Raw genomic sequence first — 20211 nt, forward strand, 5'->3', positions numbered from 1 at the left:
AGTAGATCAACTAACGCATCGGACGCCCAACAACTAATCGACGAACTTCACAACATCGCAGCTCAATTGGCCTGCCATAAAAATTTCACCGTTGGGATGAAGTCGCTATCTCCACGAAACGGATTGCCGATATCTGCCGACGATATCGGCTATAGAACTCGTTAGTTCTGCCGCTCCATTAGCGCCTATTTCAGACGTAACTTCCGTTACTTCAACTGACAGCGAGACGGGCTGCGATCCGCCGCCGAACCGGTGAACTCCAAACCTGCCAGAAGCCCCATCCCATAAGGGTTCACCTACGATTTATGGCCGCTTCCAGCTGCTCTTCGAATGGGTTCGAATCCACCTGTTTCATTGCGCTAATTACTTGACTCTTGATCCCGTCGAGACTGGGATGGATATGTAGTCGAAATCACGGCGGGATTCAGCGCATGACGAGATAGTTCAACTCTCACGATAAACAGCGAACTTCGGGGATATCAGCGGCGAATCACTGCCTATGATCGGCGACTTGGGTTGAGAATTATTTTTCGATGTGTTTATTCTAATAAAGGATTTCAATCAACAACCCCAAAGGACTTGTTTTGAGTGTTCCTACCGTAACGCTCCGTCGCCCAACCGACGGCGACGGTTATCCCCTCCATGAGCTGGTAGCGCGCTGCCAACCTCTGGATACCAATTCGGTGTATTGCAACCTTCTGCAATGTTCCGATTTCGCCGATACCTCCATTGCCGCCGTCGATGCGGATGGCCATTTGGTAGGTTTCATTTCCGGTTACTGCCCGCCTTCCCGCCCGGACGCTCTGTTCGTTTGGCAGGTCGCGGTAGACGCCTCGATGCGCGGCCAGGGTCTGGCTCTGCGCATGCTGATGGCCCTGATCACACGGGCCGCCAGAGAACAGGGCGTGCGTTACCTGGAAACCACCATCTCGCCGGACAACGGAGCATCGCAGGCGCTATTCAAGAAGGCCTTCGCCAAGCTCGAGGTCGACTACAGCACCCGCACCTTGTTCGCTCGCGCCGAACATTTCGCCGGCAAGCACGAAGACGAAGTGCTCTACCGCGCCGGCCCGTTCGCCGTACCTAATTCAGAAGAAGAACTTGAGGAAAACGCATGAAAACTTTCGAACTGCACGAATCTGGCGTTCGCAGCTACTGCCGCTCCTTTCCAGTGGTCTTCAAGCAGGCCCGCGGTGCTGAACTCATTACCCGCGAAGGCAAGCACTACATCGACTTCCTCGCCGGTGCCGGCACGCTCAACTACGGCCACAACCATCCGGTGCTGAAGCAGGCGCTGCTCGACTACATCACCGCCGACGGCATCACTCACGGCCTGGACATGTATTCCGAGGCGAAGGAGCACTTCCTCTCCACCTTCGATCGGCTGATTCTCAAGCCGCGCAACATGGACTACGTCATGCAGTTCACCGGCCCTACCGGCACCAACGCGGTGGAAGCCGCGCTGAAGCTGGCGCGCAAGGTGACGGGTCGCAATAACATCATCAGCTTCACCAATGGCTTCCACGGCTGCAGCATCGGCGCGCTGGCGGCGACCGGTAACAAGCATCACCGTGGTGCTGCCGGCGTCCCGCTGACCGATGTCAGCCGCATGCCCTACGCCAATTATTTCGGCGACAAGGTCAACACCATCGCAATGATGGACAAGCTGCTGACCGACCCGTCCAGTGGCGTCGACAAGCCAGCAGCGGTAATCGTCGAAGTCGTCCAGGGTGAAGGCGGTCTGAACGCGGCGTCGGCCGAGTGGGTCCGCAAGCTGGAAAAACTCTGCCGCAAGCACGAAATGCTACTGATCATCGACGATATCCAGGCTGGCTGCGGTCGTACCGGCAGCTTCTTCAGCTTCGAAGAAATGGGTATCAAGCCGGACATGATCACCCTGTCCAAGTCGCTGTCGGGCTACGGTCTGCCGTTCGCCATGGTGCTGCTGCGCAAGGAGCTGGACCAGTGGAAGCCGGGCGAGCACAACGGCACCTTCCGCGGCAACAACCACGCCTTCGTCACTGCCGCCGCCGCCATCGAGCACTTCTGGAGCGATGACGAGTTCGCTAACAGCGTCAAAGCCAAGGGCAAGCGCATCGCCGACGGTATGCACAAGATCGTCCGCCGCTACGGCCCGGATTCGTTGTTCGTCAAAGGCCGCGGCATGATGATCGGCATCAGCTGCCCGGACGGTGACACCGCTGCCGCAGTCTGCCGCCACGCCTTCGAGAACGGCCTGGTGATCGAAACCAGCGGCGCCCACAGCGAAGTGGTCAAGTGCCTCTGCCCGCTGATCATCAGCGAAGAACAGATCGACAAGGCCATGAGCATCCTGGACAAGGCGTTCGCCGCCGTGATGTCCGAGCAGGACACCAATCAAGCCGTTTCTTGAGGAGTTGAAAATGATCGTACGTACCCTGGCTGAATGCGAGCAATCCAACCGCAAGATCAAGACAGAGACTTGGGACAGCACCCGCCTGTTGCTCAAGGACGACAAGATGGGTTTCTCGTTCCACATCACCACCATCTACGCCAACACAGAAACGCACATCCACTATCAGAACCATCTGGAGTCGGTGTACTGCATCAGCGGCAACGGCGAGGTCGAGACCATTGCCGACGGCAAGATCTACAAGATCGAGCCCGGCACCCTCTACATTCTCGACAAGCACGACGAGCACCTGCTGCGCGGCGGCAGCGAGGACATGAAGATGGCCTGCGTCTTCAACCCGCCACTCAACGGCAAGGAAGTGCATGACGAAAGCGGTGTTTACCCGCTAGAGGCTGAAACAGTCGCTTGATCTGAGCAAGAAAACGCAGGGCGGGTTGCACTCGCCCTGCATTGCAGAGGAATTGAGAGGAGACCCTAACGTGAACCCCGTGCAAGCCGACCTGTACCCTTCGCGCCAGCACGACGAACCCAGCTGGCAGGAGCGTCTGGATCCGGTTGTCTACAACAGTGACCTGATCAACGCCCCGATCGCACCGGAACTGATCGAACGCTTCGCGCGTGACGGTTATCTGGTCATCCCCAATCTCTTCAGCGCCGAGGAAGTCGCGAAATTTCGCGAAGAACTCGAACGTATGCGCCAGGATCCGGCCGTCGCCGATTCCGGCAAGACCATCAAGGAACCGGACAGCGGCGCGATCCGCTCGGTGTTCGCCATTCACAAGGACAACGACCTGTTCGCCCGCATCGCTGCGGACGAAAGGACCGCAGGCATTGCCCGCTTCATCCTCGGCGGGGACATCTATGTGCATCAGTCGCGGATGAACTTCAAGCCTGGCTTTACCGGCAAAGAGTTCTACTGGCACTCGGATTTCGAGACCTGGCACGTCGAAGATGGCCTGCCGCGGATGCGCACCCTGAGCTGCTCGATTCTGCTCACCGACAACGAACCGCACAACGGCCCACTGATGCTGGTGCCCGGATCGCACAAGCATTTCATCCGTTGCGTCGGTGCGACACCGGAGAATCACTACGAGAAGTCCCTGCGCAAGCAGGAGCTGGGCGTGCCGGACCACGACAGCTTGACCGAGCTGGCAGACCGTTATGGCATCGACACCGCCACCGGCCCAGCGGGCAGCGTGGTGTTCTTCGACTGCAACACGATTCACGGTTCGAACAGCAACATCACTCCCAGCGCGCGCAGCAATCTGTTCTATGTCTACAACAGTGTAGATAATGCCGCGCAGGCCCCGTTTTGCGGGCTCTCGCCACGTCCGGCCTTTGTTGCCGAGCGCGAGGATTTCGAACCGCTACAGATCCAGCCACAACGCTATCTCTGATTTATGTATATCGGGCCCACATTCGGGCCCGGTCTTTGTTGGCGGCCGAAAGGCGGCCCAGGGATGAAAATTCACCCCAAGACGGGACGTTGAATCGATGCATACCGTAGAAAAAATCGGCGGCACATCCATGAGCCGCTTCGAAGAACTGCTGAACAACATCTTTATTGGCAATCGCGAAGGCGATGCGCTTTATCAGCGCGTTTTCGTCGTGTCGGCCTACAGCGGCATGACCAATCTGCTGCTGGAACACAAGAAGACCGGTGAGCCCGGCGTATACCAGCGCTTCGCCGATGCCCGCAACGAAGGCGCCTGGCTCGACGCACTGGAAACCGTCCGCGCGCGCATGCTCAGCAAGAACGCCGAGCTGTTCGCCAGCGAGTTCGAGCTGCGCGCCGCCAACCAGTTCATCAACTCACGCATCGACGATGCCCGCGAGTGCATGAGCAGCCTGCAGCGCCTCTGCGCTTATGGCCACTTCCAGCTCGACGAGCACCTGATGAAGGTTCGCGAAATGCTCGCCTCCCTCGGCGAAGCGCACAGCGCGTTCAACTCGGTATTGGCGCTCAAGCACCGCGGCGTCAACGCGAAGATGGTCGACCTTACCGGCTGGCACCGCGACGCGCCGCTGCCCTTCGAGGAAATGGTCCGCCACAGCTTTGAAGAAGTGGACCTCTCCCGCGAACTGGTCGTCGCCACCGGCTACACGCACTGCAGCGAAGGCCTGATGAATACCTTCGACCGCGGCTACAGCGAGATCACCTTTGCTCAGATCGCGGCAGCGACCGGCGCGCGCGAGGCGATCATCCACAAGGAATTTCACCTCTCCAGCGCCGATCCGAACCTGGTCGGTGCCGACAAGGTGGTCACCATTGGCCGCACCAATTACGACGTCGCTGACCAGCTGTCGAACCTGGGCATGGAAGCGATCCACCCGCGTGCGGCCAAGACCCTGCGCCGCGCTGGCATCGAGCTGCGCATCAAGAACGCCTTCGAGCCGGACCACGCCGGCACGCTCATCAGCCAGGACTACAAGAGCGAGCGGCCCTGCGTCGAGATCATCGCCGGGCGCAAGGACGTCTTCGGCATCGAGGTGTTCGACCAAGACATGCTCGGCGACGTCGGCTACGACATCGAGATCAGCAAGCTGCTCAAGCAGCTGCGCCTTTACGTGGTCAACAAGGACTCCGACGCCAACAGCATCACCTACTACGCCTCGGGCTCGCGCAAGCTGATCAACCGCGCAGCCAAGTTAATCGAAGAGCGCTATTCAGCGGCGGAAGTCACCGTGCACAACGTCGCCATCGTTTCGGCGATCGGCTCCGACCTCAAGGTCAAGGGCATCCTCGCCAAAACCGTGGCGGCGCTGGCCGGCGCCGGCATCAGCATCCAGGCGGTGCACCAGTCGATCCGCCAGGTGGAGATGCAGTGTGTGGTCAATGAGGAGGATTACGATGCGGCAGTGGCTGCCCTGCATCGCGCACTGATCGAGCCGGAAAACCATGGCGATGTGATCGCCGCGGCATAGCACGCTTTTGCCAATCCGTACCAGCGAAGAGGCGTCCGGCCTCTTCGCTGGCGTCATTCGATCAGTGGCCGTGGCCGTGGCCGAGAATGAAGCGGCTGATCTGTGGCAACGTGATGATGTGAGCGGCGGCGCCACGTGCGATGGCTTCCTTGGGCATGCCGAACACCACGCAGCTGGCTTCATCCTGCGCGGCAGTCAGCGCGCCGGCTTCGCGCATTTCGAGAAGACCTCTGGCGCCGTCATCACCCATGCCGGTCATGATCACGCCAATGGCGTTCTTGCCCGCCTCCCGCGCCACCGAGCGAAACAGCACATCGACCGACGGTTTGTGCCGATTAACCGGGGGCCCATCCTGGATGGTCACGTGGTACTGAGCACCACTGCGCTTGAGCTGCATATGGCGCCCACCCGGCGCAATCAACACCCTGCCAGGCCGCACCCGATCGCTATTCTCGGCTTCCTTGACTTCGCAACGACAAATGCGATTGAGCCGATCGGCAAAGGCCGCCGTGAATTTCTCCGGCATATGCTGAACGACCACGATGCCAGGGCAATCTTCCGGCAGGCTCGTCAGCACGGTCTGCAACGCTTGGGTGCCGCCGGTCGACGTACCGAGCGCGATAACGCTTTCGGTTGTTTTGGCCATTGCTCGCTGAGCGACAGGGGCAGTGGCAACGACATGCTCCGTCGCTCGTGCTGGCGCCGAACCCACCCGCGCCCGCGCCGCCGCTTTGACGGCACGGATCAACGCGGCGGACGACTCGTTCAGGAAATCCTTCAGCCCGACCTTCGGCTTGGTGATGATTTCCACCGCACCGGCTGCCAGCGCATCCACACTGGTTTGCGCGCCTTTTTCGGTCAGCGTCGAGCAGATCACCACCGGCGTGGGGCGTTCGCTCATGATTTTCTTCAGGAAGGTGATGCCGTCCATGCGTGGCATTTCGACGTCGAGAAGAATCACGTCCGGCCACTGTGTCTGCATTTTCTGCAGCGCGAACAGTGGATCGGATGCCGAGCCGATGACTTCGATCGACTGGTCCTGCCCCAGCACTGCGGCGACGACTTGGCGGACCACTGCCGAGTCATCGACGATGAAGACACGGATTTTTTTACTCACGGCGGTATCCCTTGTTGCGACGGGGCGAATTAGCGCATCGCGTTGACGTGACGGACCCAGACGTTGCCGCTGGCGATGTCGAAAATCACATTTCGATAACCCACCCCGCCCAAGCTCTCAGAAGTGATATGCAGTCCGTGCGCCGCGATCAAGCTGCGTACTGCTTCAATGTTGCGGCCTGCTACCGTTCGTTCTCGATGTTTATAGTTGGCAAACATATCGCCACCGCCAAATAGCTTGACCTCGTATTGCTCGGGTCGGGTGCCCAGCTTTTTTGCCTCTCGGAGCATCAGCTCAAGCGCCTCATCGGCATATTTGCCACTAAGCGTCTGCTCGGCTCGACGCTTCCTGTATGGCAGCATGTAATGACACATCCCACCGAACCGTCGCTCCCGATGCCATAGAACGATGGACACGCAGGAGCCGAGCGTCGTGCGAATGCAAAAATTTTCATCGGCGAATTCGTATTCGCCTGGATGGATAAACAGGTCAATTGCCAAGGTCGTGAATCAAGTCGGCTTGCGATAGATCGAAGGTCGCACCGCCTCAAGCCCGTCCGCGATGCCATTCAGGCTTTCAGAATGACCGATGAAGAGGTAGCCGCCGGGCTTGAGCAAACCAACAACGCGGCGCACGATCTGGGCCTTGGTCTCCTGCGAAAAGTAGATCATGACGTTGCGCAGGAATATGACATCGAACTGCTCGAGTTTCGGAAGGCTCGTATTCAGGTTGATCTGGCGAAACTCCAAGCGCTCCCGCAACCCCCTTCCCACGAGGAAGGTTCCAACCTGGCTTCCCTTGCCCTTGAGGCAGTACCGCTCCAGCGACGCGCGCGGAATGCCTTCGGTGCGCGCCATGCCGTAGTGACCGCTACGCGCCTTGGCCAGGACATGCGTATTGAGATCCGAACCCATCACCGACCAGCCGTCGCCACCGAACGCGTCGGCCAACACCATCGCGACGCTGTACGCCTCCTCGCCACTTGAGCAGGCCGCGCTCCAGACGCGGAAAGTGCGCCCACTCGCGTGGGCTGGCAGGATCTTTTCGCGCAGGTAATCAAAATGCTTGGGCTCGCGAAAGAAATAGGTTTCGTTGGTGGTCAGCAAGTCGATCGCCCATTGCCACTCTTCTGAATCCTGGCCCAGCAAATCGTAATAAGCCCTGAAGCTCGGACAATCACGCGCCTTGAGGCGCTTGGACAGCCTGCCGTTGACCAGTGCCTTTTTTGAAGGCGCCAAGGTCACTCCGGCCTCGTTGAACATCAATTGCTGGAACAGCCGGAATTCCGAGTCGCTGATGGAAAAAAGGCCACGCCCCGCAACGGCTGCGTCACTCACGGCCGCCCTCCCGGTCGGCCAGGTCCGACAACGCTGCCATCTCTTCGACCGCGAGCACCTTGTCGACATTGAGCAGAATCACGAACCGCCCGCTGACCTTGCCCATGCCGCTGATGAAATCGGCCCGAATCCTGGCGCCGAAGGCCGGCGCCGGCTCGATTTCCGATTGGGGGATATCCAGCACTTCCGAAACTGCATCAACCACAACCCCGAGCTCCTGCTGCGCCCCTTCGTGCTCGATCTCCACGATCACGACGCAGGTGCGCCGATGGATATCGCTGACTCCGCGGCCGAAGCGCGCGGACAGATCAATCACCGGTACCACGCTGCCCCTCAGATTGATCACGCCTCTGACGAAGCGCGGCATCATCGGTACGGTCGTGACATTGCCGTACTCGATGATTTCACGCACCCGCTGGATACCCACCGCGAACATCTCGTCGGCAAGCAGGAAGGTCAGATACTGCTGATCGGCAGCCGCTGCACGCTGCGGCTGCTCGACTTTAGTCAATTCGCTCATAGCCTCCTCCTAGAAGCGCTCGAATTCGGCTTCGTCCGGTTCAGCGACGAGCTTTTTCTTCATCTGCGCGCTGGCGCTCGCTTTGACCAAACCAGTGGAACCCTTTTTGGTCGCACCGGCCCGAGCCGCCTTCGTGGACCCGGAAGCCGCCTGGCTTTCCAGCTTGAAGAAGCTCATCAGATCCTGCAGTTGCTCAGCCTGGGCACTCATTTCCTCCGCGGTCGCCGAAAGCTCTTCGGAAGAGGACGCGTTCTGCTGCGTCAGTTGGTTGAGCTGTTCCATGGCGTCGTTGATCTGGCCCACGCCGGAGGACTGCTCTTCGGAACCGGCCGAAATTTCCTGCACTAGATCAGCGGCTTTCTTGATCGACGGCACGATGGTGCCCAGCAATTGGCCTGCCTTCTCTGCAAGTTCCACGGACGAGCCGGCGACTTCACCGATCTCGCGCGCGGCCACCTGCGAACGCTCGGCCAGCTTACGGACTTCCGCGGCGACCACCGCAAAGCCCTTGCCGTGCTCGCCGGCGCGCGCCGCTTCGATCGCCGCGTTGAGCGCCAACAGATTGGTCTGGTAGGCGATGTCGTCGATGATCGAGATCTTGGCGGCGATGTTTCTCATCGCTGCCACGGTTTTCTCCACTGCTTCGCCGCCTTCGACGGCGTCTTTCGAGGCCTTGGTGGCGATACCGTCGGTAACTTTGGCGTTTTCGGTGTTCTGCTGGATCGAGGCGGTCATCTGCTCCATCGAGGCGGACGTTTCCTCGACCGAGGCGGCCTGTTCGCTGGATGCCTGCGAAAGGCCCTGGCTGGTCGCACTTACTTCTTCAGAAGCGGAGGCCAGGCTGTCAGCGGCGGAGCGGACTTCACCGATGGTCTGGGTCAGCCGGTCGACCATGCTCTGCATCGCAAGCAGCAGCTGGCCGGTTTCGTCCTTCGATGTCGCATCGAGTTTTACCGTCATGTCGCCCTCGGCCAGACGGTCGGCCGCGTCCACCGCTACCCTGAGCGGGCGGGTGATGCTGCGGGTGACTACCCAGGCGGAAAGCACAGCAATCAAGAGAGCACCGGCACCCAGCATGATCATCAGCATCCAGCTGCTGGCATAGCTTTCGGCCGCCGCCTCGCCAGCCTCGTCCATCTGGCCCGCCTGGTATTCCAGCAGTGCATCGACAGTGCCGAAGTAACTGTTCTGCGTAGCCCGTAGGGACCCGGTTAGTACGTTCACCGCCGCATCCCTCAAGCCCTGATTGGCATAGCCAATCAGCTCGTCCTGGGCCGCTTCATACGCTTCACGGGCCTGCGCGATATCTGCAAATAACCGCTGGCCTTCGTCGCTTTCGAGACTCTTCTGGAGCTCATCCAGGCCCTCTTTGATCTGGACCCGCTGCCGTTTGAGCCGTTCTAGCTCCTCTGCCACGTCACTGCCCGTGAGCAACAGCACGTTACGAATGGCGCGGGCCGATTCGTTGAGGTTGTTCTTGATTGAGTTGGCGACTTCCGTCTTGGGGTAACGGTCGTCGATCACGGTCCTGAGACCGCTGTTCAGCGAACCGAGCGAGCTGAGCCCGACGACGATGATGGTTATCAACAAGGTGATCACCAAGCCGAAGCCCAGCCCCATTTTCATGCCGATTTTCAGATTCTTAAGCACGTTTATTTACCCCATGACCGGACAGCACTGTCCGAAGTGACCGATTTGTACCGTTCGCCCACGAACTGGACCGAGCGGGTTTCCTGTTCTACTGCCCGCTGTACAAGCGCGGGTACATCGAGAATCAGCGCCACCTCACCACTACCTAGAATGGTGGAGCCGCTAATACCGCTTAAATTGGCGAAGAGCCGCCCGAGAGGTTTGATTACCGTCTGGTATTCACCCAGTAACGCATCCACGATCAGCCCCGCCTTGTGGCCGCCATAACTCACCACCACGATGTTCTCGCGGCGCCCAACTTGCCCATCAAGATCGAAGTAATCGCGCAAGCGAATGAAGGGCAGCACCTCGCCGCGCAGGTTGATGAAGCTGCACTGGCGCGTTTCCTTGTGTTGTTCTGTCGTGAGTTCTACGCACTCGACCACGCTTTTGAGCGGCACCACATAGCTCGCATCGCCCACTCCGATGAGAAAGCCATCGATGATGGCGAGGGTCAGCGGCAGGCGGATGCGCAGCGTCGTGCCGCGACCCTCCACTGACTCGACATCCACGGTGCCCCGGAGCGCTTCGATGTTGCGCTTCACCACATCCATGCCCACGCCGCGGCCGGAAAGGTTGGTGACCGCATCGGCCGTGGAGAAGCCTGGTTCGAAAATGAGCTGGAAGATCTCGGCTTCCATGAGGCCATCGGTACTCTGGATGACGCCGCGCTCCAGCGCTTTGGCCAAAATCTTTCCGCGGTTGAGTCCGCCACCATCGTCGCCAACTTCGATGACGATGCTGCCGGCCTCGTGATAGGCGTTGAGCCGCACAGTTCCTTGGCTGGGCTTACCCGAGAGTGATCGTCGGTCGGCCGACTCGATGCCGTGGTCCATGGCGTTGCGTACCAGATGCATGAGCGGATCGGCGATCTTTTCCACCACGGTCTTGTCGAGCTCGGTATCCGCGCCGCTGATTTCCAGCCGGATGTCCTTGCCCAACTCTTGGGACACATCCCGTACCACCCGCTGGAAGCGCTGGAACGTCTCGCCAATGGGCACCATCCGAAGCTCCAGCGAGCCGTCCCGAATCTCCTCGACCAAGCCCGTAACCACAGCCACGGCTTCCTGAGTGGGGGTATCGCCGTTGCGCTGGGCGCAAAGCCCGGCGGCAGCGCTGGCGATAACGAGTTCGCCGACCAGGTTGATCAACGCATCCAGCTTGTCCGCCTGCACCCGAATGTATTGGCTCGCCTGCGCCCGCGTTTCACGGGCCTGTTGCTGCTTGCCCAGTGCGACGCTCAATACCTCAGGCGATACGGCGCCGTTTTCCACAAGCACCTGGCCAATGCGTGGAGCATCTTCGGCAGGAGTGTCGGCCGATTGCTGACACGCCAAGCCCGCGTCGAGTTCGGCACGGGTCAGCGCGCCGCTCGCCACCAATATCTCGCCGAGCCGGGCGTCGTTTTCCGGCAACTGCTGGATCAGCGTTATATAGCGCTCTGCCTCGCTGCCCGGCGGGAGAATACGAAGCTGGCAGTCCTCTCGCACGAACTCGAACACCGCCTCGATCGCAGCTTTATCGGTATCGGCCCTGAGGTCGATTTCGAAGCCCAGGTAGCAGCTCTCCGCGTCCATATCATCGGCGGATGGCAGCGCATCGGCTAGCGTGGCGACATTGACGATGTCGCCGAGTGTGCCTAGATAGCGGATGAACCCCATCGGATCCATGCCATGGCGCAGCACGTCTGGGCCGAAGCGCACGGAGATATGCCAGAGGTCAATGCCGCCGCCGCTTCGGGCTGAAGCGACCGCGACAGCCGTGTCATTCACCGCAGGAACAGGCGCGTCCGCTTCCTGATAGTCGGCGAGCGTGAGCAGCAGGATATGGCCCTCGGCTGACAACGCGGAAGGGACGCTGTCGGCATCACAGTCGATGAGCGACGCGATGTGATCGCGTGACTTGAGCAGCAGTGCCGCCAGATCCTGATCGAGCGTGATCTCCCCTTCACGCAGTCGGTCGAGCACGTTCTCCACCACGTGGGTGAACGCCACCACGTGATCGAGCGCGAAAAGCCCAGCCGAGCCTTTGATGGTGTGCACGCAGCGAAACAGCGCGTTGAGTTGTTCCGAGTCCTGAGCACCGGCCTCGATTTCAAGCAGGTAGCGCTCCATGTCCTCGAGCATTTCACGGCTCTCGGCGAGGAACGTACTGAAAACGTCATCCAGGTTCATCGGAATTCTCTTTTTTCTGCGGGCATGAACACCGGATCACCGAAGTCAGGCGCGAGGTTGAGAAGCGTCAGGGCCTCCAACACAGCTTCGCTGTGATTGACGTAGAACAGCCGACCACCCGCCCGTGCCGCCTCACGTTTGGCGAGCAGCAGGAGCTGAACACCGGCGGTATCCACCTCGCTCACCTGTGCGAGATCGATTTCCTGATCGACGCCGGCCGTGGCGATTGCAAGCAACCGAGGCTTGAGCGCTGCGGCATGGAACACACAGAGCTCACCGGCGAGGCTCGAGCGCCCCTCACCCATGACGCTGATTTCGCAGCTCATGGTCAGGGCATGATCAGTTTGGAGACCGCAGCAAGCATCTGCTGCGGCTGGAATGGTTTGACCACCCAGGCTTTAGCACCCGCAGCCTGGCCCTGAGCCTTCTTGCCCTCGGCCGATTCGGTGGTGAGCATGATGACGGGCGTGAACTTGTATTCCGGCCGTGCCTTGACCTGCTTGAGGAACGTGATGCCGTCCATCACCGGCATGTTCACATCCGAAATGATCAGATGGACCCGTTGACCGGTGAGCTTGTTGAGCGCGTTCTGTCCGTCCGTCGCTTCGATAACGTCATAACCCGCGCCTTTCAAGGCGATCCCGACGACCTGCCTGATGGATGCCGAGTCATCGACGATGAGTATTGTCTTGGCCATGCCACTTCCACCTTATTAACAGTTATTCAAGCTTGCGCTTGGGATGCCTAGAAAAACGTAATGCCGTCCGTATCGTCGTCGGCGGTCTTGCCACTGTGAGCGCTGTGCTCGTCCGCCATGGCGTAGGAGTTTTCGATCTCCGCGAGCAATGCCTCGACATCCACTGCGCTGGGCTCGATATCCGGAGCCGCCTGGGCGCGAAGGGCATGCGTGGCACTGCCGATGTTGTCGCGCACATGGCACAGAATCTGGCTGGTGCGGTCCTGGAACTGGAGGGCCACCAGCGCCTGGCTCACTCCGGCCTGAATTTGCGCGTTGGTTTCCTGCAGATGCTGACCCGAGCTGGCAAGGCCTTCGGCCATGTGGCGGAACTCCTCCAGGACCTGGCTGATGGCGCTCTCGGAAAGCTGCACCGATTGGTCGCGCGCCTCGGCTTCGAGGGCTGCATCGCAGGTGCTGCGGATGGCCTCGTTGATGGCGGCGATCTTGACGCCGATGTTTTTGCCGGTCTCGCCGGAGCGGCGCGACAGCTCGCGCACTTCGGTCGCCACTACCGCAAATCCCCGCCCTTGCTCACCGGCGCGCGCCGCCTCGATCGAAGCGTTGAGCGCCAGCAGGTTGGTTTGCGACGCAACAGCCGCTACATCGCCGGCCATATTGTTGAGCTCGTCGATGAATGAGTTCAGATGCTGGATCTGCTCGAGCTGCGCTTGCTTTTCGGTCAGCGCGGTTTTGAGTGCTTGCACTACATTCAGCAAGCGCTCCTCGCTACGTTCGAACAGCGCGCCCATGCCGCGCTCGTCAACTGCCATGCCGGAGAAGAGCTGCGTGGCCTGGTCAAGCTCGACGCTCATCCGCGCAAATTGCCCGGAGAGCTCAACGACCGAATCCTCGGTCTGGCTGCGGGCGTTCTCGATCTGCCGCTCCCAGACTGGGAACAGACGCTCGGCGAAACCCGAAAGAGTTGGACGGTACAAGCGATTCAAAGCGTCCTGAACCGCATCGATGCTTTGCTGCTGGGATTGCGCAGCACTTGCGAGCAGGCGCTGGACCCGGTGTTTTTTCCGCTCGGCCACGACTGCGACCAACCATAGGAAGGCAGATACAGGAGCGGCAACGACAAGAGGAGCGGTAACGAACAGCACGCCCGAGCCTACGCATGCGCCCGCATAAGGAGATATCAGCCAGGACCCGGCCCGACTCGCCAACATAGGTCTTTTCGCCTTCAACGAGCCAAACGGCGGGGACACATCTAGTTGGCTGGCGCGATAGGAATATGGCTTGCCCTGAGCGGGACGCCCGAGTTTCTCAGTCATAATTCCTCGATTGCTGAGAGGGTGAATACCGAGCCAAGCAGCTCGCCAAAACCCTTAGCGGCAATGCAGCCTAAAACATTAAGAAATATTGGCGCCATTTGTCTGGCTCTCTGGCGCGCCGATCACCAGAATCGATAGATAAGCTGAAGCACAGCGTGGGTGCGATAACGGATAGGCTTTTCAAGCCAACGTACCGGTACAGCCGCATCATCCAGGCGACTGGCCTGCACCCTTCTCGTTGGATAGCCGACGTCGCTGTATCTGCAGGTGCGCCTCATGGCTATGCCTTACACGCTGGATAGGCCAAGCGATTGGGCTCGGGCCCGCCAAAGATTATCGACGTAGCGCACCTGGTGCAGGCGCAACAGCTTGTGATCGCCTCAGTAGTTCGCCATCGACTGACGGGGCGAAGTAATCGCCAAGAACCGCTCTGCGGAAGGTGGGCCGGGCGGCGTTCCGCGTAGGTAGGGTGGGCTTCAGCCCACCGCTTGCTCGCAAACACAGCCCTATCGACGCCTCGCCTGGCCTGTTGTCAGCCGGCTCATCTCTGGTGGGCTGAAGCCCACCCTACAAGGCTTGCTCGCAAGCACAGCCTAATCAGCGCCTCGCCGGACCTGGCGCTCGCCGGCTTCGGTAGCTGGTGGGCTAAAGCCCACCCTACAAACTGAAGCCCACCCTACAAGGTAGTCAGCCTTGCTATTCGCTAGCGAACAGTTTTACGAATTCCTCGGCCGGCACTGGACGACTGATCAGGTAGCCCTGTATCTCATCGCACAGATGCGCTTGGAGGAAATCCCTCTGCGCCTGCGTCTCGACGCCTTCGGCCACCACTTTTAACTCCAGGCTATGGACCATGGCGATGATGGCCCGAACGATGGCCGAGTCTTCGCCGACCTGGTCCAGTTCTGAAATGAACGAGCGGTCGATCTTGACGAAATCCACCGGGAAACGCTTCAAATAGCTGAGCGATGAATAACCGGTGCCGAAGTCGTCGATCGCCAGCTTCACGCCCAGTGCGCGCAGCTGATGACTGATGCTGATTGCATTGTCGATATCGTCGAGCAGCTGGCTCTCGGTCAATTCCAGCTCGAGCATATCCGCCGGCAATCTGGTCTCTTCCAGCACCTGACGCACCAGGCTGACGAAGTTACCCTGGCGCAGTTGCTTCGCCGACAAGTTCACCGAAACGCGGATCGTCGCCAGCCCCTCCTGCTGCCACTGACGCGCTTGCAAGCAAGCCTGGCGCAGCACGAACTCACCCAACGGAATGATCAGCCCGGTCTCTTCGGCCAGCGCAATGAACTGACCCGGCGCCAGCAAACCCTGCTGCGGGTGGCGCCAGCGTACCAACGCTTCGGCGGCATCCAGGCGACCGTCCGCCACGTTCAACCGCGGCTGATAGAAAACCTCCAATTGCCCCTCTTCAAGGGCTCGGCGCAGCTGGTTTTCCAGCTTGAGGTTTTCCAGGCTGGAGGCCTGCAAGCGCTCGGTGAAGAACTGCAAGGTACTACCGCCCAGGTGTTTTGCATGCTGCATCGCCATGTTCGCCTGCAGCAGCAGGGATGTAGCTTCACGCGCATTGTCGGGCATCAGGCTCACACCGATGGAAGCACTGACCACCAGTTCCTGGCCATCGACAAGCACCGGCTTGCTGATGCGCGATAGCAGGCGGCTGCCGCTATGCGCCAGCGTCGACAGGCTGCCATAGCTCTCAAGCACCACCGCGAACTCATCGCCGGACAGCCGCGCAATGGTGTCGGCGTTGGAAAACGTATGCGACAGACGACGGGATATCTCGCGCAGCAACTGATCGGCCGCCTCGTGTCCCAGGCTCTGGTTCAGCACCTTAAAGCGGTCAAGGTCGATATAGAGGACCGCCAACCCGCGGCTGCTGTTGCGCGCCCGTTCGCAGGCACTATGCAGGCGCGTCTTGAGCAGGCTGCGATTGGCCAGCCCGGTGAGTTCGTCGAAGTGCGTCAAGTAGCGCAGGCGCTCCTCCACCTGACGCCGAACGCTGAGGTCGGAGACGAACGCCACGACGTGGCTGACGTTGCCCTGGGGATCGCGGACTACACGCAGTTGTGCCCATTGCGGGTAGACCTCGCCGTTCTTGCGGGTCTCGACCAGTTCGCCCTGCCAGCTCCCGTCCCGCAACAGACCGTCGCGAATCGACGCGTATTGCTGACGGCTGTCCTCGGAACTGGCCAACCGCGCCACGCTATGCCCGATGAGCTCTTCGCGGGTATAACCAGACAACGCACAGCAGGCGTCGTTGACCGCCAGCAGGCGAAACTCGGCATCCAGGATCGCCATGCCCTCACCCGCCGCATCGAATACCGTCGCCGCCAGGCGCTGCTGCTCGTCCTGCCGATGAGTCTCGCTGATATCACGACGAGTGCCGATCATCCGCAGCGCGCGCCCGCTGGCGTCGCGCTGAATGACACGCCCGCGATCTTCGATCCAGACGTAGGAGCCGTCGGTCTGTATCGCTCGATAACGAACCGTATAGAGGTCAGTCTCGCCCTTGAGGTGGGCGATCACGTCCATGCGCACCCGCTGCAAGTCGTCCGGGTGGACTTCGGACCGCTGCCGATCGATCAGGCGCAACCGTCCGTTCTTACCGATACCGAAAATTACCTCCATGCGTGAATGGTGGACCTCGTCATGCTCGAGGTCCCAGTCCCATAGGCCCAGCTCGCTGGCTTCGAGCGCCAAGGTCAGCCGCGTCTCGCTTTCGCGTAGCTCCACGGTGCGCTCGGCCACTCGCTGCTCGAGCCCATCGAAAGCTTCGCGCAGTTGGCCTTCAGCATGCCGCCGCTGCTCGACTTCGCGGGCCAGTTCGCCGTTCAACAGGGCCGCCTCGCTGCGCATGTTCTGCAGCCGCTTGATCAGTTGCTGGTTGTGAAAACGCTGTTGCAGGCTTGCAGTCAGCAGGCGTTTGGTCTGCCAGGCGATCATGCTGAGGGTCAGCAGAACGATCACCGTCAGCACGCCCCAGCCCTGCTGCTGCGCCTGATCACTGCTCAATAGCACAAACGCGGCCGGTAACAGACTGGGTAAGGCAAGCGCGAGGAAGGCGCGAAACGAAACGCCGCTGGTCACGCAGCCAGCGACGATCACCGAGCCGGTCGCACCGAAAAGAAGGGTTTGTTGGACGAAGTCGTCGCTGGGCACTAGCGCGACGATCGCGTAGCCGAGTGTGATGGCCGTGACGGCGTTGCCGAGCACAAACGCGCGGAGCCAATACGGACGCTGCTGGTCCCCGGTATCGGCCTTACAGAATGAGTTCGCCTGTTGCAGCCGCAACAGCGCCAGTAGCAGCGTCCAACCTGACCACAGCGCCAGATTCAGCCCTGGCGCCTTGCCCCAGAGAAGCGCGACGAATACCAGACTGGCGAGAATCATCAATATCAGCGATATCTGGGAGCCCTGATAGAGCAGCCGCGTACGCTCGGTCCGTTGGTCGATCTCCGCAAGGTTAATAGCGGCTTGGTCCTCCTTGGCCAATGGCGCCGATTGGGTTGCCTGGGCGAAATTGATCATTGATGCGTTCTTGTTAGGTCTGGAAGGCGTCTTCTGGCACCGGTCGATGATGGCACGCTGCTAGCCTTCGGTAACAGCCCGTTCCGATCAACGAACGAGAACGGCCGCGCAACCGCGTTACAAAGCACCGTGTTAGAGCTGTCAGCCCGCTGCGCATCCGTCTGGTATGTTCAAACCCACCGGCAACCCATTCGAGACGATGCCGCATCGGCGCCCGTCCGTTGTACGAGCGAGCCACTCGGGTTTGCGGATAGAATAGCGCTCATGCATGACGATCTCTCCCTCCTCCTGAATTCTCTCAACGACGCTCAGCGCCAGGCCGTGGCCGCGCCGCTGGGTCGCCAACTTGTGCTTGCCGGTGCCGGCTCGGGCAAAACCCGCGTGCTGGTGCACCGCATCGCCTGGCTACACCAGGTGGAACGCGCCTCGCTGCATTCGATTCTGTCGGTGACCTTCACCAACAAGGCCGCCGCTGAGATGCGCCAGCGTATCGAACAGCTGATGCAGGTCAACCCGCAGGGCATGTGGGTCGGCACCTTCCACGGCCTGGCGCACCGCCTGCTTCGCGCGCATTGGCAGGAAGCCAAGCTGGCGCAGAATTTTCAGATCCTCGACTCCGACGACCAACAACGGCTGGTCAAGCGGGTAATCCGCGAACTGGGCCTCGACGAGCAGCGCTGGCCGGCGCGCCAGGCCCAATGGTGGATCAACGGGCAGAAGGACGAGGGCCTGCGTCCACGGCATATCCAGGCCAGCGGCGATCTGTTTCTGGCTACCATGCTGAGCATCTATGAAGCCTACGAGGCTGCCTGTGCGCGTGCCGGCGTGATCGACTTTTCCGAGCTGCTGCTGCGCGCGCTGGATTTGTGGCGCGACAACCCAGGCCTGCTCGATCACTACCAGCGACGCTTCCGCCACATTCTGGTCGACGAGTTCCAGGACACCAACGCCGTGCAATACGCCTGGCTGCGATTCCTCGCCAAGGGCGGCGAAAGCCTGATGGTAGTGGGTGACGACGACCAGTCGATCTACGGCTGGCGCGGCGCGCGTATCGAAAACCTGCACCAGTTCAGCGAAGACTTCCGCGACGCCGAAACCATCCGCCTGGAACAGAACTACCGCTCCACCGCCTGCATCCTCAAGGCCGCCAACGCCCTGATCGCCAACAACCAGGGCCGCCTCGGCAAGGAACTCTGGACTGAGGGCTGCGAGGGCGAGCCGATCAGTCTCTATGCCGCATTTAACGAACACGACGAAGCACGCTACGTCGTCGAAAGCATCGAGAGCGCGATCAAGAAAGAAGGCCTCGCACGCAGCGAGATCGCCATTCTCTACCGCTCCAACGCCCAGTCGCGGGTGCTGGAAGAAGCGCTGCTACGCGAGCGGATTCCCTATCGTATCTACGGCGGCCAACGCTTCTTCGAGCGCGCCGAGATCAAGAACGCCATGGCGTACCTGCGCCTGATCCAGACTCGCGACAACGACGCGGCGCTGGAGCGGGTGATCAACGTGCCCGCGCGCGGCATCGGAGAGAAGACCGTGGAATGCCTGCGTCAGCTGGCACGCCAGCAGGAAACTTCAATGTGGGCGGCGCTGCATCAGGCAGTCGGTACCAAGGTGGTTTCTGGCCGCGCGGCCAGTGCGCTGAACGCCTTCGTCGAGCTGATCGACACCCTGGCGTTGAAAGTCGAAGGCATGCAATTGCACAACATGGCGCAGCTGGTCATCGAGCAATCCGGGCTGCTCGCCTATCACCGCGACGAGAAGGGCGAAAAAGCCCAGGCAAGGGTAGAAAACCTCGAGGAACTGGTCTCCGCCGCACGCGCCTTCGACAACTACAGCGAAGGCGAAGAAGACGAGCAGACGCCACTGGCCGCCTTCCTCGACCACGCCTCGCTGGAGGCTGGCGAGCAGCAGGCCGGCGATCACGAAGACAGCGTGCAGCTGATGACGCTGCACAGTGCGAAGGGTCTGGAGTTTCCGCTGGTATTCCTGGTCGGCATGGAAGAAGGCCTGTTCCCGCACAAGATGAGCCTGGAAGAATCCGGCCGTCTCGAGGAAGAACGCCGCCTGGCCTACGTCGGCATCACTCGCGCCATGCAACAGCTGATCATCACCTACGCTGAGACCCGGCGGTTGTACGGCACCGAGACCTACAACAAGATCTCTCGCTTCGTTCGCGAACTGCCGCCGGCGCTGGTCAGCGAAGTGCGCCTGAGCAACACCGTCAGTCGCAGCTTCAACAGCCGCGGTATGGGCGGCGGCTCGATATTCGACGGCGCCAACGTGCCGGAAACGCCGTTCAACCTCGGTCAGCGCGTCCGCCATTCACTGTTCGGTGAGGGCACCATCCTCAATTTCGAGGGCTCCGGTGCTCAAGCCCGTGTGCAGGTGAACTTCGAGGACGAAGGAAGCAAGTGGTTGATGCTCAGTTATGCCAAACTCGAAGCGCTATGACGTATACGTCAACCTGTATCGATACTAATAAAATTCGCCAAAGG

General features: G+C 60.4%; 17 protein-coding genes. 7 read left to right on the top strand and 10 right to left on the bottom strand.

Features of this window, described 5'->3' with window-relative positions:
• Window positions 1-584 precede the first annotated feature (584 nt).
• The 5 genes from ectA (at window position 585) to D7241_RS10565 (ending at window position 5317) form a co-directional block, all read left to right on the top strand.
• The gene (gene ectA, locus D7241_RS10545; protein WP_408101484.1) at window positions 585-1118 is read left to right on the top strand and encodes a diaminobutyrate acetyltransferase; all 534 of its coding nucleotides are present in this window, start codon (window positions 585-587) and stop codon (window positions 1116-1118) included.
• Entirely contained in the window at window positions 1115-2392 is a 1278-nt protein-coding gene (ectB, locus tag D7241_RS10550; protein WP_408101485.1) for a diaminobutyrate--2-oxoglutarate transaminase, read from the top strand. The genes ectA and ectB overlap by 4 nt, the downstream gene beginning before the upstream one ends.
• 10 nt (window positions 2393-2402) lie before the next feature.
• Window positions 2403-2801: an ectoine synthase gene (locus D7241_RS10555; RefSeq protein WP_408101486.1), complete on the top strand. Its 399-nt coding sequence runs from the start codon at window positions 2403-2405 to the stop codon at window positions 2799-2801.
• A gap of 79 nt (window positions 2802-2880) precedes the next feature.
• Window positions 2881-3789, top strand: coding sequence for an ectoine hydroxylase (gene thpD / locus D7241_RS10560; protein WP_408102314.1), 909 nt, complete (start codon window positions 2881-2883; stop codon window positions 3787-3789).
• A 97-nt stretch (window positions 3790-3886) separates the two neighbouring features.
• Window positions 3887-5317, top strand: a complete 1431-nt coding sequence (locus tag D7241_RS10565; RefSeq protein WP_408101487.1) for an aspartate kinase — start codon at window positions 3887-3889, stop codon at window positions 5315-5317.
• 61 nt (window positions 5318-5378) lie between these two features.
• Here the strand turns inward: D7241_RS10565 and D7241_RS10570 are convergent, their stop codons facing one another.
• The 9 genes from D7241_RS10570 to D7241_RS10610 are packed head-to-tail and all read right to left on the bottom strand — an operon-like array spanning window position 5379 to window position 13642.
• Entirely contained in the window at window positions 5379-6434 is a 1056-nt protein-coding gene (locus tag D7241_RS10570) for a chemotaxis response regulator protein-glutamate methylesterase (protein WP_408101488.1), read from the bottom strand.
• 29 nt (window positions 6435-6463) lie between these two features.
• Window positions 6464-6934, bottom strand: coding sequence for a chemotaxis protein CheD (locus D7241_RS10575; protein ID WP_408101489.1), 471 nt, complete (start codon window positions 6932-6934; stop codon window positions 6464-6466).
• Between the two features lie 9 nt (window positions 6935-6943).
• Window positions 6944-7771 carry a CheR family methyltransferase gene (locus D7241_RS10580; RefSeq protein ID WP_408101490.1) on the bottom strand — a complete coding sequence of 276 codons (828 nt, stop codon included), beginning with the start codon at window positions 7769-7771 and terminating at the stop codon, window positions 6944-6946.
• On the bottom strand, window positions 7764-8291 hold the full coding sequence (locus D7241_RS10585) for a chemotaxis protein CheW (protein ID WP_255979612.1): 528 nt from the start codon (window positions 8289-8291) through the stop codon (window positions 7764-7766). The genes D7241_RS10580 and D7241_RS10585 overlap by 8 nt, the downstream gene beginning before the upstream one ends.
• Window positions 8292-8300: 9 nt before the next feature.
• A complete protein-coding gene (locus tag D7241_RS10590) occupies window positions 8301-9941 on the bottom strand; it encodes a methyl-accepting chemotaxis protein (protein WP_408101491.1) in 1641 nt (546 codons plus the stop codon).
• Between the two features lie 2 nt (window positions 9942-9943).
• A complete protein-coding gene (locus D7241_RS10595; RefSeq protein ID WP_408102315.1) occupies window positions 9944-12160 on the bottom strand; it encodes a chemotaxis protein CheA in 2217 nt (738 codons plus the stop codon).
• Window positions 12151-12480, bottom strand: a complete 330-nt coding sequence (locus tag D7241_RS10600) for a lipid asymmetry maintenance protein MlaB (RefSeq protein ID WP_408101492.1) — start codon at window positions 12478-12480, stop codon at window positions 12151-12153. The genes D7241_RS10595 and D7241_RS10600 overlap by 10 nt, the downstream gene beginning before the upstream one ends.
• A 2-nt stretch (window positions 12481-12482) precedes the next feature.
• Window positions 12483-12851 carry a response regulator gene (locus D7241_RS10605; RefSeq protein ID WP_408101493.1) on the bottom strand — a complete coding sequence of 123 codons (369 nt, stop codon included), beginning with the start codon at window positions 12849-12851 and terminating at the stop codon, window positions 12483-12485.
• A 47-nt stretch (window positions 12852-12898) separates the two neighbouring features.
• The gene (locus D7241_RS10610) at window positions 12899-13642 is read right to left on the bottom strand and encodes a methyl-accepting chemotaxis protein (protein ID WP_408102316.1); all 744 of its coding nucleotides are present in this window, start codon (window positions 13640-13642) and stop codon (window positions 12899-12901) included.
• On the opposite strand from D7241_RS10610, the gene D7241_RS10615 reads away from it, so the two are divergent.
• Window positions 13538-13945, top strand: a complete 408-nt coding sequence (locus tag D7241_RS10615) for a hypothetical protein (RefSeq protein ID WP_408102341.1) — start codon at window positions 13538-13540, stop codon at window positions 13943-13945. The two genes, D7241_RS10610 and D7241_RS10615, sit on opposite strands and share 105 nt — an antisense overlap.
• Before the next feature lie 918 nt (window positions 13946-14863).
• On the opposite strand, the gene D7241_RS10620 is transcribed toward D7241_RS10615, so the two are convergent.
• Window positions 14864-17710: a putative bifunctional diguanylate cyclase/phosphodiesterase gene (locus tag D7241_RS10620; RefSeq protein WP_408101494.1), complete on the bottom strand. Its 2847-nt coding sequence runs from the start codon at window positions 17708-17710 to the stop codon at window positions 14864-14866.
• Between the two features lie 264 nt (window positions 17711-17974).
• On the opposite strand from D7241_RS10620, the gene uvrD reads away from it, so the two are divergent.
• Complete coding sequence (gene uvrD / locus D7241_RS10625) at window positions 17975-20167, top strand: DNA helicase II (protein WP_408101495.1); 2193 nt, start codon at window positions 17975-17977, stop codon at window positions 20165-20167.
• The last annotated feature ends 44 nt before the right edge of the window (window positions 20168-20211 follow it).

The organism is Stutzerimonas sp. VN223-3 (assembly GCF_045999685.1).
In the GTDB taxonomy this organism is placed as follows: domain Bacteria; phylum Pseudomonadota; class Gammaproteobacteria; order Pseudomonadales; family Pseudomonadaceae; genus Stutzerimonas; species Stutzerimonas stutzeri_AR.